Below are 14117 nucleotides of genomic sequence, written 5' to 3'. Positions count from 1 at the left end.
CCGGTCACGCCCAGGAGGCGAAGGCCATCCCGGTGCCGGTGCCGGCCGGGCTGCGGTAGCCGGGCACGTAGTCGATGACGCTGGCCTGGAGGCCCTCGAGCATGCCGGCGGCCGTGACCCAGTTGAGGATCTCGGAATTGCCGGAGCGCATCTGGTTGCGGGGCAGGTCGCCGAAGGACGCCAGGTCCCCCTTGACCAGACCGTCGAGGACCTGCTGGTCGAGCTCCTCGTTGATGACGAAGTGGCTCAGGCCGCCGGAGGTGATCACGGCGACGCGCACGCCGGGGGTCCAGGACTCGATCGCCTTGCGGATCACCTGGCCGAGCTGGAAGCAGCGCGAGGCGCTCGGGACGTTCGGCGGGATGTAGGTGTTGATGAAGATCGGCACGATCGGGATGTCGGTGCTCAGGTCCAGGCGGTAGCGCGGGAACGTGAACGCGTGACCGAGCGACCGGGTGGACGGCTGCTCGGAGAACTGGAAGACGTCGAACTCGGCCTCGGCCAGGGCCGCGGTCAGGTGCGCGGCCAGCTTGCCGTCGGTCTTGTTGACGTTGCGGGTCTCCCCGTGTGCGGCCCACTGGGCGGCCTTCAGACCGGGCGCCAGCTTCTCCAGCGCTTCGCCGGTGCGTGGCTCGTCCCAGAGCTCGTCGCCATGGAACAGCGCGAAGGTCGGGACACCCTCGGCCTGGAACAGCTCCCACTGGTCATCGCCGATGACCAGCGCGACGTCGGGCTTCGCCTCGACCAGCAGGCGCTTGAGCTCTTCGATGCCCTTCTGGGTGCGCTCGTACTTGGCCTCCCACACCTCGTTGGACAGCTGGTCGGCGACCGAGGGGTCGACCATCTCGAGCAGCTCCTCGTAGGTGTGGAACTCGCCGTCCCTGCCCAGGAGGGCGCTGGAGCGCTTGTCGCGCTCGCCGTGGTCGTCCCACAGGTCCGCGCCGGAGCTCAGCTGGGGGGTGTGTGAAGCAGCGAGTCCTACGACGATCTCCGCCATCGAGGTTTCCTCTCTCATCGTCGATCAGGTTGTGATCACCCTCCTGTGACCGACGACGATGCTCCAGACGTCCTCGCACCCAGCGGAAGTGACGTCCTCGGCGGGCGAGGGGATCGCTCCCGCGCGTGGCTCAGCGGTTCGCGGCCGCCGCGAGATGGACGTCGGCCTTGAGCAGCGCGGCGATGTCCGCGCTGCACTCGCGCATCGGCTCGCGGAACTCCCCCAGGCGCTCGGGCACCAGTCGATGCGCGGGCCCCGAGACGGTGATGACCGCGGCGAGCCGGCCGTCCGGGTGGCAGACGCTCGTCGCGGCCGCGACGACGCCGTCCTCGAGCTCACCGAAGGAGACTGCCCACTGATCCTCCCTCATGAGGTCCAGCTCGGCCACCGTGGGGGCGTGCCGGTCACCCTGTCGGGCAAGTTCTGCGAGGACCGCGCGCCGGCGAGCGTCGCCTGCGAAGGCCAGCAGGAGCTTGCCGCTCGAGCCGGCCCCGAGCTGGCCCGGACGGCCGAGCGCCACGAAGGGGCGCAGGGAGTAGTGGGACTCGACGGAGGCGATGCACACCTTGTGGCCGTCCTCGTCCACGTAGAGGTGCACGCTCTCACCGAGCCGGTCCCGGAGGCGCCGCATGGGCGCCTCGGCGTACGCACGCAGGTCGTAGCCCTCCGAGGCGATGGCGCCCCAGTACAGAAGGCGGGGGCCGATGGCGTAGCGATCGCCCTCGCGACGGACGATCCCCAACGCCGTCAGCTCGCTGAGCATCCGGTGGGTCGACGACTTCGGCATGCCGACCGCGGCGGCCACGTCGCGCAGGCGCAGCGGGCCATCGGCCGCGCCGAGGCAGTCGAGGGTCTGGGTCGCCTTCGCGAGCACTGACACGGGTCTTCCTTTGCAGTCGAGCGATCCTGCCCGGGGGGTCCCCCGACCGGGGCGTCAGCTCCCGAGCACCGCGAGACACTCCAGCTGGAGCCGCATCCCGGTCAGGTTCGCCTCCAGGGTATGCCGAGCGGGGCGACTCTCGGGGTCGGGAAACAGCTCGAGCCAGTGCGGGTTCACGTGGCTGCGGATGTCCCGGTCCCCGACGAAGACCGTCACCTTGGCGACCTCCTCGGGGCTGGCCCCCGCCGCGTCGAGCACGGCGCGCAGGTTGGCGAACGCCTGGGCCACCTCGGCCGCAGGGTCCTCCGGGATGGTGCCGGTCGCCGGGTCCTTGCCGCTGATCCCGCCGGTCATGACGATGCCGTTGACCACCGATGCCATGGGGATGGGCTGCCCTCCGTGCCCGAGGCCGGGCACCTCGACGCTACGACGCATCTGACTGCCTCCGGATCGGCGTGACGCTCGGGCGCCCGGGTCGGGTGCGCGCGCCGAGCCCGTGCGACACAGCACGAGCCGCCTGCCGGACGAGCTGGGTCACGGGCGCCAGGGCCAGGCGCTCCTCGGGCACCACGACGGAGAGCGTCGAGCGCAGCTCCCCGCCGCTGTCGTAGATCGGCGCGGAGATCCAGGCACGGCCGCCGGGCCGGCCCCGGGTCACCGCGAGGCCATGGGCCCGGATCTCGGCGAGCGTCTGCAGCAGGAGGAACTCCTTCTCGGCAAGCGCCCGGGGCAGCTTCACGTGCCCGTCGGCGACGAGCCCGCGCATCTCCGGGACGGGCATGTGCGCCAGGTGGACCAGGCCGGGGGCGATGCTGCCCATCGGGAAGCGCCGGGTGGACTCCCAGGCCGACCCGCAGGAGCGGCCGGCGATCTGGTCGACCAGGAGCACGTCGTTGCCGTCACGCGAGCCCAGGACGACGATCTCCTGGGTGGCGGAGTACAGGTCGACCATGTACGGGCGAGCCACGTCGCGGACCTGGCGAGCCCCTGGCACGCCCCAGCCGAGGCGCCACAGGCGCATACCGAGCCGGTAGCGCCCACGTCCGGCGCGCTCGATGGCGCCCCACTCGCTGAGGGTGGCGAGCATCCGGTGGACCGTGGCCGGCGGGAGGCCGGTCTGGTCGCAGAGCGTCGAGATGGTCTGCTCCGGCTCGGGACCCACGAAGCAGTCCAGAATGTCGAACGCCCGTCCCAGGACGGACCGCTTGGCATCGAGCTCGGGTGTGACGGCCACCATCAAACTTTTCTCCCATTATTCGGAACATATGCGTACGGTCGATTGACGGTGGAAGTCGCCTTCACGTGATGTCAACCACTAGAAGAGTACTCCCTCCGGCTCATGGGCCGCGCAGGGGCCGGGCGGGACCATGGGCTTCCCTGAATGACCAGAGTTCCAAATATTGGAACACATGCGATGTTCCATTCTTTGGTACGAGCACGTCGCACCCCCTGTCCGCGACTTCTAGCATCAGCCCATGGAGCCTCATCCCGCCGCCTTGGGCGCCGTTGCCCGTACGCGTGCCCTGGGCCTGCACTTCTGGGGCCAGTTCGTCGGTGTGACCCCGCTGGACCACACGCCGGGTCACACCCGGATGCGGCTGGTCCCGGAGTCGACGGTGCTCTCACGAGACATCCGGCTCGACCTGCCCGTCGAGGTGACCTCCCTGGTGACGCTGGCCGACCTCTCCCTGGGCTTCGCCATCCGAGCGCAGGGTCCGCGCGACCAGCGACTGGCCACCACCTCGCTGTCCTTCCAGCTGGTCTCACGCCCCCGAGGGGCGGTGACCTGCCTCAGTGAGGTCGTGTGGATCTCGGCCGACGAGACGCGCGCCCTCGTGCACGCCCACCTCACCGACGCCGGCGACGGCGCCGTCGCGGAGGCCCAAGCCTGGTTCCTCACCTTGCCCATCCCCCCGGGCGCCGGCGTCACGGCGATGCCGTGGGAGCGCCGCCCGAGCGCCGTGCCGCGGCTCTCGGTGGCCGACCTGACCCCCGACGAGTCGGCTGCGGTCACCGCCGCCACGGTCGCGGCCAAGCGCGCCAACGCCCTCGGCTCGCCCGTCGCCCGGGAGCTGCTGGGACTCGAGTGGTCCGAGACGAGCGCCGAGCGGGCGGTGGGCACCGTGGAGGTCGGACCGCACCTGGCCAACCGCATCGGCGACGTGCAGGGCGGAGCGCTCTTCGGCATCGCCGCGACGGCGGCGGACCTGCTGATGGGCGAGGGCCTGGAGCTCGCCGACGCCGGCATGCAGTACCTGCGCCCCGTGCGCGGCTCCCGGCTCACGGTCACCGCCACCACGGTGCGTCGCGGACGCTCGGCCGGCTTCGTCGAGGCCCGCATCGACGTCGACGGCCAGACGACGAACGTCGCCCACCTGACTTTCCTCGCCTCGGGCGAGGGCAGCGGCGAGGCCGCGCCCACCGACCGGGAGCTCCGGCCCGCCGCGACCCGGTGACCGGCCTTCCGCTCCCCGAGCGCGGCTCGACGGCACGCGGTCCGATGCCGGAGGCTGGACCCATGTATCTCGGCAACCCCGACGTGCCCGACGACGTGTTCGCCGACGTCCACCGCCAGGTCGCCGACTTCGTACGCACCCGGGTGGTGCCGCGCGAGGTCGAGATCATGCGGTCCGACGCCGTCCCCGACGACCTGCGGGCGCAGGTCGCCGACATGGGCCTGTTCGGCTATGCGATCCCCCAGGACTGGGGCGGTCTGGGGCTCGACCTGGTCCAGGACGTCGAGCTGGCGATGGAGCTCGGCTACACCTCTCTGGCCGTTCGGTCGATGCTCGGCACCAACAACGGCATCGCCGGGCAGGTCCTCGTCGGCTTCGGCACCCAGGAGCAGCAGGCCCGGTGGCTGCCGAGGATCGCCTCCGGCGAGATCCTGGCGTCGTTCGCGCTGACCGAGCCGGGCGCCGGCTCCAACCCCGCGGGACTGCGCACCTCGGCCACCCCGGACGGCGACGGCTGGGTGCTCGACGGCACCAAGCAGTTCATCACCAACGCACCGCAGGCCGGGCTCTTCGTCGTGTTCGCGAAGCTGCATCCCGTCCCCGAGTCCGGCAACGGCATCGCGGTGTTCCTGGTCCCGGCGGACACGGCGGGGCTCTCGGTCGGGGCCAAGGACGCCAAGATGGGCCAGGACGGCTCCAGCACCGCCGACGTCGTGCTCCGCGGCGTCCGGGTCGGGCCCGAGGCGCTGGTCGGCGGCAGCGCCGAGGTCGGCTACCGGGCGGCGATGACCTCGCTGGCCCGGGGTCGGGTGCACATCGCCGCCCTCGCCGTGGGCTGCGCACAGCGGGCGCTCGACGAGTCGGTGTCCTACGCCGCCGGCGCCACGCAAGGTGGCACCCCGATCGGCGACTTCCAGCTGGTCCAGGCGATGCTCGCCGACCAGCGCGTCGGGCTGGACGCGGGTCGCGCCCTGGTCCGTGACGCCGCCCGCAAGTACGTCACCGGTGCGGACCGCCGGGTCGCGCCGAGCGTCGCCAAGCTGTTCTGCACCGAGATGGCCGGGCGGGCCGCCGACCTGGCCGTCCAGGTCCACGGTGGCAGCGGCTACATGCGTGACGTGCCCGTCGAGCGGCTCTACCGCGACGTGCGGCTGCTGCGCCTCTACGAGGGCACCAGCGAGATCCAGCGGCTGATCATCGGGGGCGCGCTCGTCCGCGACGCGAAGGCCGCGCGGTGAGGCGGACCCGCGACCTGCCGGACCGGCAAGGTGCCGCAGAGGGCTGACCCGGCCGATGTGACGATGGGGTCCCCCACCCCGCCTGACCCAGACACGTACCCCACGGATGGAGCACCCATGGAGATCACCGGCGCCGTGCTGGAGGAGATCGGTCGCGCCCGGCCCTTCGCGGCCTCCCGCCCGATCACCGTCGAGACGCTCGAGCTGGACCCGCCCGGCCCCGGCGAGGTGCTGGTCGCCGTGGAGTGCGCTGGCCTGTGCCACTCCGACCTCTCCGTCGTCGACGGCAACCGGGTCCGGCCGGTGCCCATGCTGCTGGGCCACGAGGCCGCCGGCACGGTCGCCGAGCTGGGGTCGGGGGTCGGCGGGCTGTCCGTGGGCGACCGGGTGGTCACGACCTTCTTGCCGCGGTGCGGGGCCTGCGAGGCGTGCGCCGGCGACGGGACCCGCCCCTGCGTCCCGGGGTCGGCGGCCAACGGAGCGGGCACCCTGCTCTCGGGTGCTCGGCGCCTGCACCGCGCAGGGGGCGACGTCCACCATCACCTCGGCGTCTCGGCGTTCGCCACCCACGCCGTCATCGACGCCCGCTCCCTGGTCCGGGTCGACCAGGATGTGCCGCCCGAGGTCGCCGCCGTCATGGGCTGCGCGGTGCTCACCGGAGGCGGGGCCGTGGTGAACGTCGGCCGGCCGGTCCCCGGAGACACCGTCGTGGTCGTCGGGCTCGGCGGAGTCGGCATGGCTGCCGTCCTCACCGCCCTGGCCCACGAGGACGTCACCGTCGTCGCCGTCGACCCGGTCGCCGACAAGCTGCGCACGGCCCTCGAGCTCGGCGCCCACCGGGCGCTCTCCGCCGACGACTCCGTCGCCGCCGGAGTGAAGGCGCGCGTGGTCGTCGAGGCCGCCGGGAACGTCCACGCGCTCCGGACCGCCCTGGATCTGACCGGACCGGGCGGCACCACCATCACGGTCGGACTGCCCTCGCCGGACGCACGCATCGAGCTGTCCCCCACCGCGCTGGTGGCCGAGGGCCGCTCGCTGGTCGGCAGCTACCTCGGCTCGGCGGTCCCCGGTCGCGACATCCCGCGGTTCGTCGAGCTGTGGCGCGCCGGCCGGCTGCCGGTCGAGCAGCTCGTCTCCAGCCGGATCCCTCTCGCCGACATCAACGCCGGCATGGACCGGCTCGCCGAGGGCACCACCCTGAGGCAGATCATCACCATGTCGGGTCTCTGACGATCCGCCCACATCCGGGCAGCTGGACTCCTAGACTGCGGGTCCGCACAACGGAGGGTGGACATGACGGTCGAGGCGCAGCAGAACAGGAGCCTTCCGGCTCGTGCCCACTACGGCACCGAGCGGATGAGCGCGCTCAGCGACGGGGTCTTCGCCATCGTGCTGACGCTGCTGGTGCTCGAGCTGAAGCTGCCCGAGAGGGATGAGTCCATCGTCGCGCTGCTGGCCGACGACTGGCACGTCTTCCTGGCGTGGCTGATCAGCTTCCTCGCCATCGCGCGGTTCTGGCTGGTGCACCACTCGATCACCGCAGACCTGCGGCAGTGCCACAACGGGACGCTGGCGCTCAACTTCTCGGTGCTGGGAGCGGTGACCCTGGTGCCCTTCTCCGCCGACATCATCGGCACCGAGCGCGTCGCCGAGCCATGGTCCACGGTGGTCTTCGCCGTCAACATCGGCGTGCTGTCCGTCGCCGTCGGCCTGCTGGCGCGCCACGCGACCCGGGAGGCCCAGCTGCTCCACCCCGATCACGCCGCCGAGCTGCTCGCTCGGAGCCGGATCCACCACCTGTACCTGCTGCCGGCGGTCACCCTGGTCGCCGCGGCGCTGGCCTTCGTCGCGCCCTACGCCTCGGTCGGGCTGCTGCTCGCGGAGTTCGTGGCGTTCGGCTGGCTCGGCGGCCGCCGCCGCTGACGTCGTACGACGCTCAGGCGCCGGCCAGCGACTTCTCGAACTCCGCCTGGTTGGGCATCGGGACCGGCTCCATGTCCCCGATCCGGGCGATCCAGTCGCAGACCTGCAGCGGGTCGTGGCGGAACGTCGGCCCGTGGCCGGTGACGATCAGCGCCGGGTCGACGGCGCGGATGCGCGCGGCCTGCTCCTCGATCAGCGCCGTGGGGATGTGGTGGAACCAGATGTGGTTGGCGCGGTTCATCCAGTAGAAGCCCTCCTCCATGTCGGCCGCCGACATGTCGTCGGCGAACGGCACGTTGTCGGTGAGCACGGTGCCGAAGCAGTCGGCGGAGAAGTAGACGTCGGTCTTGGGGTCGTAGAAGCCGCGGGTGGCCGAGGAGTCGTAGAGCGGCGGCCGGATCGCCTCGATGACGCGGTCGCCGATGTCGAGGCTCTCGCCGTCGTTGAGCAGGTTGACCCGCTCGAGCGGGACCTCGAACTCCTCGGCCAGCTTGCCCAGCCCGAGGAAGTTGGTGATCAGCCTGGCGTTGGGGCAGCGCTCCATCACCTGCATGACCGAGCCGGTGTGGTCGCGGTCCTCGTGGCTGATGAAGAGCCACTTCACGTCCTCCGGCTCGACGATCTCGAAGACCCGCTCGAGGTAGGACTCCCGGTGCACGGTGGCCAGCGTGTCGACGAGCATCGGCTGCTCGCCCCGCACCACCATCGCGTTGACGGGCAGCAGCCCGATCCCGGGGACCGGCACCGCGTCGGGGATCACGAAGGTCTCGTCGGCCACCTGGTACGGATCGCGCATCGCCTGCTCCTGGGTTGATCGGTGGCATTCAGGACACCCGGCGGGCCTGCCGGCCCTACCCTACGAACACCCATCACTCCCCCGGAGGGAAACGCATGAAGTTCGGCATCGGCATGTACATCTGGACGACCGACGTCGCCCCCGAGCACTACCCGATCTTCACGACCCTGGCCGAGCTGGGGTACGACGGCGCCGAGATCCCGGTCGGCTCGGGACTCGCCGCCGACAACCAGAAGATCCGGCACGCACTGGACGACGCCGGGCTGGGGTGCACGACGATCCTCAACCTCGCCGCCGAGCAGAACCCGGTCAGCCCCGACGCCGCGGTGCGCCGGCGCGGCCTCGACGAGATCCGGTTCGGGATCGACGCCGCGCACACCCTGGGGAGCACCGTGCTCAGCGGTCCCTTCCAGACCGCGTACGCCGTCTTCTCCGGCGCCGGCCCGACCGAGCAGGAGCTGACCTGGTCCGCCGAGGTCATGCGGTCCGCGGCCGAGCACGCCGCCGACGCCGGTGTGGTGCTCGCGGTCGAGTTCCTCAACCGGCACGAGGGCTACCTGCTCAACACCATGGCGCAGTCCGCGTCGCTGACCGCGCGCGTGGACCACCCGTCATTCGGTGTCCTCTACGACACCCACCACGCCCACGCCGAGGAGGACGACGTGGTCGCCGCCATCACGACGCACGGCGCGGCGATCAAGCACGTGCAGGCGAGCGAGAACAACCGCGGCGTGCTCGGTGCCGGCCAGGTCCACTGGGCCGCGACGGCCCGCGCGCTGCACGAGATCGGCTACGACGGCTGGGTCGCCGCCGAGGCGTTCGCGGCCGACGTCCCCGGGCTGTCGACCAAGGCGCACGTGTGGCGCGACACCTTCGGGTCAAAGGACCGGTTCGCGGCCGACGCGATCGGCTTCATGCGCGACACCTTCGCCACCGAGGCCGCCCGATGAGCATCCTGTGGCAGAACGCTCCCGCCGTGTCCCTGCAGAACGGCTGCTTCGACGGACTGACCAGCGTCGCCGACGCCAAGGCGCACGGCAACCTGGGAGTCGGCGCGTTCGACCACCTCGACGGCGAGATGGTGATGGTCGACGGCGTCGTCTACCGGATGCACGCCGACTCCAGTGCCCAGGTGGCCGACGACACCGACACGCTGGCGTTCTGCATGGTGATCCCGTTCGAGCCCGAGCTCAGCCGCGAGCTGCCGGACTCCACGACCACCGGCGACATCGGCGCCCTCGTCGCCGAGATCGCCGGCACCGCCAACCTGTTCGTCGCGTTCCGCCTGCACGGCACCTTCGGCCACCTGCACACGCGCTCCATCCCGCGCCAGGACCCGCCGTACCCCCGACTGGAGGAGGTGGAGCACACGCAGCCGGAGTACCACTACACCGACGTGTCCGGCCTGATGGTGGGCTTCTCGGCGCCGTCGTACGCCGGCAAGATCGCGCCGGGCGGCTTCCACCTGCACGTCGTCGACGACGCGCGCACCATCGGCGGGCACGTCATCGACTTCCAGCAGGGCCGCGACCTGCGCATCGAGATCCAGCGGATCACGCGGCACGAGGTCGACTACCCCGTGACCGCCGACTTCACGACGCGCGAGCTGACCTGAGGATCAGACGTCCTCGAGGGTCATCGTGTCGAACTCCTCATAGCGCGTCATCACGAAGGTGTCCATGTCGATGAGGTCCAGGAACGGCGAGGTGTCGGGGTTGCCCACGAACTTGTCCATCGAGGACTGGGCGTCCGCGGCGCTCTCCCAGTGGAGCACCACGACGATCTGACCGTCGGCGTTGGCCGAGGTGCTGCGGTTCTTGAACCCGTGGAGGTGGCCCAGGAAGGCGTGCTCCATCTTGGCGTTCTCGGCCTTGAAGGTGTCGAGGTCGACACCCTCCTTGAGACGCATGGTCACGATCTCGACGGTGTCAGCCATGTCGGCTCCTTGGCAGGGGGGTGGGGTGGGCCTCGGAGGCTACGCGCACTTCTCCCATGGTGCGGGGGAAACCGGCGAAGCCGCCACGCGCCGGTCCTGCGGGTCCTACGCTCGGGCTCCGAGCAGCCGGAGGGACGCCCCCTGGCATGCACTCCCCGAAGGGACCCCCATGTTCGCCGCAGGATCAGTCCGCATCGCCGCCGTGCCCAACGCCTGGATCAACGACGACCTCCCCGAGCTCGGCGCCGGCACGTCGTTCGAGCAGATCGTCAGCGAGATGGCTCTCGCCGGCTACGCCGGCACCGAGCTGGGCAGCACCTACCCGACCGACGCGGCGACCCTCAAGGCGGCGCTGGACGTCCGGGGCCTGGTGCCGTCGGGCGGCTGGGTGTCGACCTGGTTCGCGTCCCAGGGCGGCGCCTACGAGCAGACCCTGCAGACCTTCCGCGACCAGATCCCGTTCTTCACCGCGATCGGCCTGCAGGACGTGTACGTCGCCGAGGTCACCGGCGCGGTGCACCAGCAGCCGGTGCCGGCGCTGGCCAACCGGCCGGTCTTCGACGACGAGCAGTGGGACGCGATGGTGCGCGGGCTCGGCGAGATGGGCCGCATCGCGAGCGACCACGGGCTGCGGATCAACTACCACCACCACACCGGGACCGGCGTGCAGTCCTCCGAGGACATCGACCGGCTCATGGCCGACACCGTCGCCGGCGAGACCTGGCTGCTGCTGGACACCGCGCACCTGATGGTCGGCGGAGGCGACCCGATGGCGGTCCTCACCAAGCACGAGGGCCGGATCGGCCACGTCCACCTCAAGAACCTGCGTCAGCCGGTGCTCGACCGGATGCACCAGGAGTCGCTGAGCTTCTGGGACGCGCTGCGCCACGGCATCTTCACGGTCCCCGGCGACGACGAGGGCTGCATCGACTTCGCGCCCCTGCTGCGCAAACTCGCCGACGACGGCTGGACCGGCTGGCTGGTCGTCGAGGCCGAGCAGGACCCGGCTCTGGCCCATCCGCTGGAGGCGTTCCGCACCGCCCGGCGCCACATCGCCGACCTGACCGGGCTGTAGAGATGGCTACCGCCGAGGACGACCGCCTGCGCGCCGCCAACGTCGACGGGGTCCCGTGGCGCCAGTGGGGCCCCTACCTCTCCGACCGGCAGTGGGGCACGGTCCGCGAGGACACCTCTCCCGGCGGCGACGCCTGGAACTCCTTCCCCCACGACCACGCCCGGTCCCGGGCCTACGGCTGGGGCGAAGACGGCCTGCTCGGCATCAGCGACGACACCCAGCGCCTGTGTTTCGCGATCGCCGTCTGGAACGAGGCCGACCCGATCGTCAAGGAGCGGCTCTTCGGGCTCACCAACGGAGAGGGCAACCACGGCGAGGACGTCAAGGAGTACTACTTCCACCAGGACTCGACCCCGACCCACTCCTACATGCGGGGTCTCTACAAGTACCCCCAGGCCGCCTACCCCTACGAGGACCTGCTGCGCACGAACGCCGCGCGCGGCAAGGGCGAGGCCGAGTACGAGCTCGTCGACACCGGCGTCTTCGACGACCAGCGCTACTTCGACGTCGAGATGGTCTACGCCAAGGCCGGGCCCGACGACCTACTGATCCGCGTCACCGCCACCAACCGCGGCCCCGACACCGCGGCCCTCCACCTGCTCCCGACCCTGTGGCTGCGCAACACCTGGTGGCACGAGCGCGACCGCGACGACCCGCGCCCGCGGCTGAGCGCCGACGCGAAGGCCAAGCGGATCACCGTCGACTGCCCGGGGCTGGAGCCCTACACGCTCGCCTGGGAGGACGACGCCGACGTCCTGGTCACCGAGAACGAGACCAACTGGGCGCGCATCAGCGGCGGCAGCAACCCCACGCCGTACGTCAAGGACGGCATCAACGACGCGGTCGTCGAGGGCCGCGCCGACACGGTCAACCCCGAGCTGAGCGGCACCAAGGCCGCCGTACGCCGGCGCGTCGAGCTCCCTCCCGGCGAGTCGGTCACCATGCGGCTGCGGCTCGCGGCCTCGATGCCGCGCTCCCCCTTCGACGCCAAGTCCGACAAGGTCGTGGCCCTGCGTCGTGCCGAGGCCGACGACTTCTACGCCAACATCACGCCGCCCTCGGTCTCGGCCGACTCGGCGCTGGTGATGCGCCAGGCGCTGGCCGGGATGCTGTGGTCCAAGCAGTTCTACTGCTACGACCTCGACCGATGGCTGAGCGAGCGCGACGTGCACCCCCTGCGCAGCGACACCAGCCTCGACAACCGCAACGCCCGCTGGTTCCACATGGTGGCCGGCGACATCATCTCGATGCCGGACTGCTGGGAGTATCCCTGGTTCGCCGCCTGGGACCTCGCGTTCCACACGATGACCCTCGCCATGGTCGACACCGCGTTCGCCCGCGACCAGATCCGCCTGCTCCTGGGCGAGCGCTACCTGCACCCGTCCGGGCAGATCCCGGCGTACGAGTGGAACTTCTCCGACGTCAACCCACCGGTCCACGCGCTGGCGACGCTGTTCAGCCACGTCGAGGACGCCGACATCAGCGGTGAGCGGGACCACGCCTTCCTCAGCGACGTCTTCGGCAAGCTCGTCCTTAACTTCACGTGGTGGGTCAACCGCAAGGACGCCGTCGGCGCCAACGCGTTCGAGGGCGGGTTCCTCGGGCTCGACAACATCGCGGTCTTCGACCGCAGCGCCGCCCAGCTGCCGACCGGCGGCCGCCTCGAGCAGGCCGACGGCACGGCCTGGATGGCGCTGTACTGCCAGACCATGCTGGAGCTCTCGCTCGAGCTCGCCGCCACCGACCCTCAGTACGACGGCATGGCGCTCAAGTTCGTCGAGCACTTCCTCTACATCGCCGCCGCCATGGAGCGCGGCGACGGCATGTGGGACGACGAGGACGGGTTCTTCTACGACCAGCTGCGCCTGCCCGACGGCTCCTCCGAGCGGCTGCGGGTGCGCTCGATGGTGGGGCTGATCCCGCTGTGCGCGGTCACCGTCGTGCCGGCCGCGGCCTTCGCCGGGCTGAGCGACCGCCTCGCGGAGTTCATGGACCGCCACCCCGACCTGCTCGGCCAGCTGGCCGACCCCATGGTCCCGGGAGTTCAGGACCGGCGACTGCTCACCCTGCTCAACGAGGAGCGGCTGCGCAGCGTCCTGGGCTACCTGCTCGACGAGGAGGAGTTCCTCAGCCCCTACGGCATCCGGGCCCTGTCGCGCCACCACCGCGACCACCCGTTCTCCATGGAGGTCAACGGCCAGTCGTTCGGGGTGGGCTACCTGCCGGGCGAGTCCGACAGCGGCATGTTCGGGGGCAACTCCAACTGGCGCGGGCCGGTGTGGATGCCGGTCAACTTCATGATCGTCCGCGCGCTGCTGCAGTACTACCTCTACTACGGCGACGAGTTCACCGTGGAGATGCCGACGGGGTCAGGGCAGCAGCACACGCTCTTCGAGGTGGCGCAGGAGATCTCCGAGCGCCTGGTGAGCATCTTCGTGACCGACGACGAGGGCCGGCGCGCGGTGTTCGGCGGGGTCGAGCTGTTCCAGACCGACGAGCACTGGCGCGACAACGTGCTGTTCTACGAGTACTTCCACGGCGACAACGGAGCCGGCATCGGCGCCTCGCACCAGACCGGCTGGACCGGCCTGGTCGCGAAGCTGATCCAGCTCTTCGGCACCCTCGACCCGGCCGCGGTGCTGGCCGACGAGCGTCCGCACCCCTCGACCACGCTGTTCCACCGAGACGCCTAGGGCAGGCGCCCCCCCCCCCCCCCCCCCGGGGTGGTCGAGGTGCGAAGGCGTCCCACGCCTGAGCCTCGAGACCCCCCGACCCCACCGGGTCTCGAGGCTCGCTTCGCTCGCACCTCGACCACC

At 71.0% G+C, this 14117-nt stretch carries 14 protein-coding genes; 8 read left to right on the top strand and 6 right to left on the bottom strand.

The window, feature by feature from the left end; genetic code table 11:
• Positions 1–4: 4 nt before the first annotated feature.
• From LRP67_RS09340 to LRP67_RS09325, 4 genes are all read right to left on the bottom strand, one after another.
• The gene (locus tag LRP67_RS09340; protein WP_231269889.1) at positions 5–1015 is read right to left on the bottom strand and encodes a hypothetical protein; all 1011 of its coding nucleotides are present in this window, start codon (positions 1013–1015) and stop codon (positions 5–7) included.
• A gap of 112 nt (positions 1016–1127) precedes the next feature.
• A complete protein-coding gene (locus LRP67_RS09335) occupies positions 1128–1877 on the bottom strand; it encodes an IclR family transcriptional regulator (RefSeq protein WP_231269888.1) in 750 nt (249 codons plus the stop codon).
• A gap of 54 nt (positions 1878–1931) precedes the next feature.
• The gene (locus LRP67_RS09330) at positions 1932–2312 is read right to left on the bottom strand and encodes a RidA family protein (RefSeq protein ID WP_231269887.1); all 381 of its coding nucleotides are present in this window, start codon (positions 2310–2312) and stop codon (positions 1932–1934) included.
• A complete protein-coding gene (locus LRP67_RS09325) occupies positions 2302–3114 on the bottom strand; it encodes an IclR family transcriptional regulator (RefSeq protein ID WP_231269886.1) in 813 nt (270 codons plus the stop codon). Before LRP67_RS09325 ends, LRP67_RS09330 begins: the two co-directional genes overlap by 11 nt.
• A 238-nt stretch (positions 3115–3352) precedes the next feature.
• Between LRP67_RS09325 and LRP67_RS09320 the strand changes: the two genes are divergently transcribed.
• From LRP67_RS09320 to LRP67_RS09305, 4 genes are all read left to right on the top strand, one after another.
• Positions 3353–4333 (top strand): acyl-CoA thioesterase domain-containing protein, encoded by a 981-nt coding sequence (locus LRP67_RS09320; RefSeq protein ID WP_231269885.1) that lies wholly within the window; start codon positions 3353–3355, stop codon positions 4331–4333.
• A gap of 62 nt (positions 4334–4395) precedes the next feature.
• On the top strand, positions 4396–5571 hold the full coding sequence (locus LRP67_RS09315) for an acyl-CoA dehydrogenase family protein (protein WP_231269884.1): 1176 nt from the start codon (positions 4396–4398) through the stop codon (positions 5569–5571).
• Between the two features lie 117 nt (positions 5572–5688).
• Positions 5689–6801, top strand: coding sequence for an alcohol dehydrogenase catalytic domain-containing protein (locus LRP67_RS09310; protein WP_231269883.1), 1113 nt, complete (start codon positions 5689–5691; stop codon positions 6799–6801).
• Positions 6802–6864: 63 nt separating this feature from the next.
• Positions 6865–7494, top strand: a complete 630-nt coding sequence (locus tag LRP67_RS09305; RefSeq protein WP_231269882.1) for a TMEM175 family protein — start codon at positions 6865–6867, stop codon at positions 7492–7494.
• Positions 7495–7507: 13 nt separating this feature from the next.
• Here the strand turns inward: LRP67_RS09305 and LRP67_RS09300 are convergent, their stop codons facing one another.
• A complete protein-coding gene (locus LRP67_RS09300) occupies positions 7508–8290 on the bottom strand; it encodes an MBL fold metallo-hydrolase (RefSeq protein ID WP_231269881.1) in 783 nt (260 codons plus the stop codon).
• A gap of 95 nt (positions 8291–8385) precedes the next feature.
• Between LRP67_RS09300 and LRP67_RS09295 the strand changes: the two genes are divergently transcribed.
• A complete protein-coding gene (locus LRP67_RS09295) occupies positions 8386–9240 on the top strand; it encodes a sugar phosphate isomerase/epimerase (RefSeq protein ID WP_231269880.1) in 855 nt (284 codons plus the stop codon).
• Complete coding sequence (budA, locus tag LRP67_RS09290; RefSeq protein WP_231269879.1) at positions 9237–9905, top strand: acetolactate decarboxylase; 669 nt, start codon at positions 9237–9239, stop codon at positions 9903–9905. Before LRP67_RS09295 ends, budA begins: the two co-directional genes overlap by 4 nt.
• A 3-nt stretch (positions 9906–9908) precedes the next feature.
• Here the strand turns inward: budA and LRP67_RS09285 are convergent, their stop codons facing one another.
• The gene (locus LRP67_RS09285) at positions 9909–10226 is read right to left on the bottom strand and encodes a hypothetical protein (protein ID WP_231269878.1); all 318 of its coding nucleotides are present in this window, start codon (positions 10224–10226) and stop codon (positions 9909–9911) included.
• Between the two features lie 169 nt (positions 10227–10395).
• Here LRP67_RS09285 and iolE point away from each other — a divergent pair, with 169 nt between their 5' ends.
• Both iolE and LRP67_RS09275 read left to right on the top strand, forming a co-directional pair.
• The gene (iolE, locus tag LRP67_RS09280; RefSeq protein ID WP_231269877.1) at positions 10396–11301 is read left to right on the top strand and encodes a myo-inosose-2 dehydratase; all 906 of its coding nucleotides are present in this window, start codon (positions 10396–10398) and stop codon (positions 11299–11301) included.
• A 2-nt stretch (positions 11302–11303) separates the two neighbouring features.
• The gene (locus LRP67_RS09275) at positions 11304–13994 is read left to right on the top strand and encodes a hypothetical protein (RefSeq protein WP_231269876.1); all 2691 of its coding nucleotides are present in this window, start codon (positions 11304–11306) and stop codon (positions 13992–13994) included.
• Positions 13995–14117 lie beyond the last annotated feature (123 nt).

This window comes from Nocardioides sp. cx-169 (assembly GCF_021083605.1).
Lineage (GTDB): Bacteria > Actinomycetota > Actinomycetes > Propionibacteriales > Nocardioidaceae > Nocardioides.
Note: the sequence above shows the minus strand (reverse complement) of the source record. Positions and strands in the feature narration are given on the sequence as shown.

Bases quoted from the DNA above. Each gene is read 5' to 3' on its own strand.
- LRP67_RS09340 (WP_231269889.1), bottom strand. From the start codon at position 1,015: ATGAGAGAGGAAACCTCGATGGCGGAGATCGTCGTAGGACTCGCTGCT.
- LRP67_RS09330 (WP_231269887.1), bottom strand. From the start codon at position 2,312: ATGCGTCGTAGCGTCGAGGTGCCCGGCCTCGGGCACGGAGGGCAGCCC.
- LRP67_RS09325 (WP_231269886.1), bottom strand. From the start codon at position 3,114: ATGGTGGCCGTCACACCCGAGCTCGATGCCAAGCGGTCCGTCCTGGGA.
- LRP67_RS09320 (WP_231269885.1), top strand. From the start codon at position 3,353: ATGGAGCCTCATCCCGCCGCCTTGGGCGCCGTTGCCCGTACGCGTGCC.
- LRP67_RS09315 (WP_231269884.1), top strand. From the start codon at position 4,396: ATGTATCTCGGCAACCCCGACGTGCCCGACGACGTGTTCGCCGACGTC.
- LRP67_RS09310 (WP_231269883.1), top strand. From the start codon at position 5,689: ATGGAGATCACCGGCGCCGTGCTGGAGGAGATCGGTCGCGCCCGGCCC.
- LRP67_RS09305 (WP_231269882.1), top strand. From the start codon at position 6,865: ATGACGGTCGAGGCGCAGCAGAACAGGAGCCTTCCGGCTCGTGCCCAC.
- LRP67_RS09300 (WP_231269881.1), bottom strand. From the start codon at position 8,290: ATGCGCGATCCGTACCAGGTGGCCGACGAGACCTTCGTGATCCCCGAC.
- LRP67_RS09295 (WP_231269880.1), top strand. From the start codon at position 8,386: ATGAAGTTCGGCATCGGCATGTACATCTGGACGACCGACGTCGCCCCC.
- budA (WP_231269879.1), top strand. From the start codon at position 9,237: ATGAGCATCCTGTGGCAGAACGCTCCCGCCGTGTCCCTGCAGAACGGC.
- LRP67_RS09285 (WP_231269878.1), bottom strand. From the start codon at position 10,226: ATGGCTGACACCGTCGAGATCGTGACCATGCGTCTCAAGGAGGGTGTC.
- iolE (WP_231269877.1), top strand. From the start codon at position 10,396: ATGTTCGCCGCAGGATCAGTCCGCATCGCCGCCGTGCCCAACGCCTGG.
- LRP67_RS09275 (WP_231269876.1), top strand. From the start codon at position 11,304: ATGGCTACCGCCGAGGACGACCGCCTGCGCGCCGCCAACGTCGACGGG.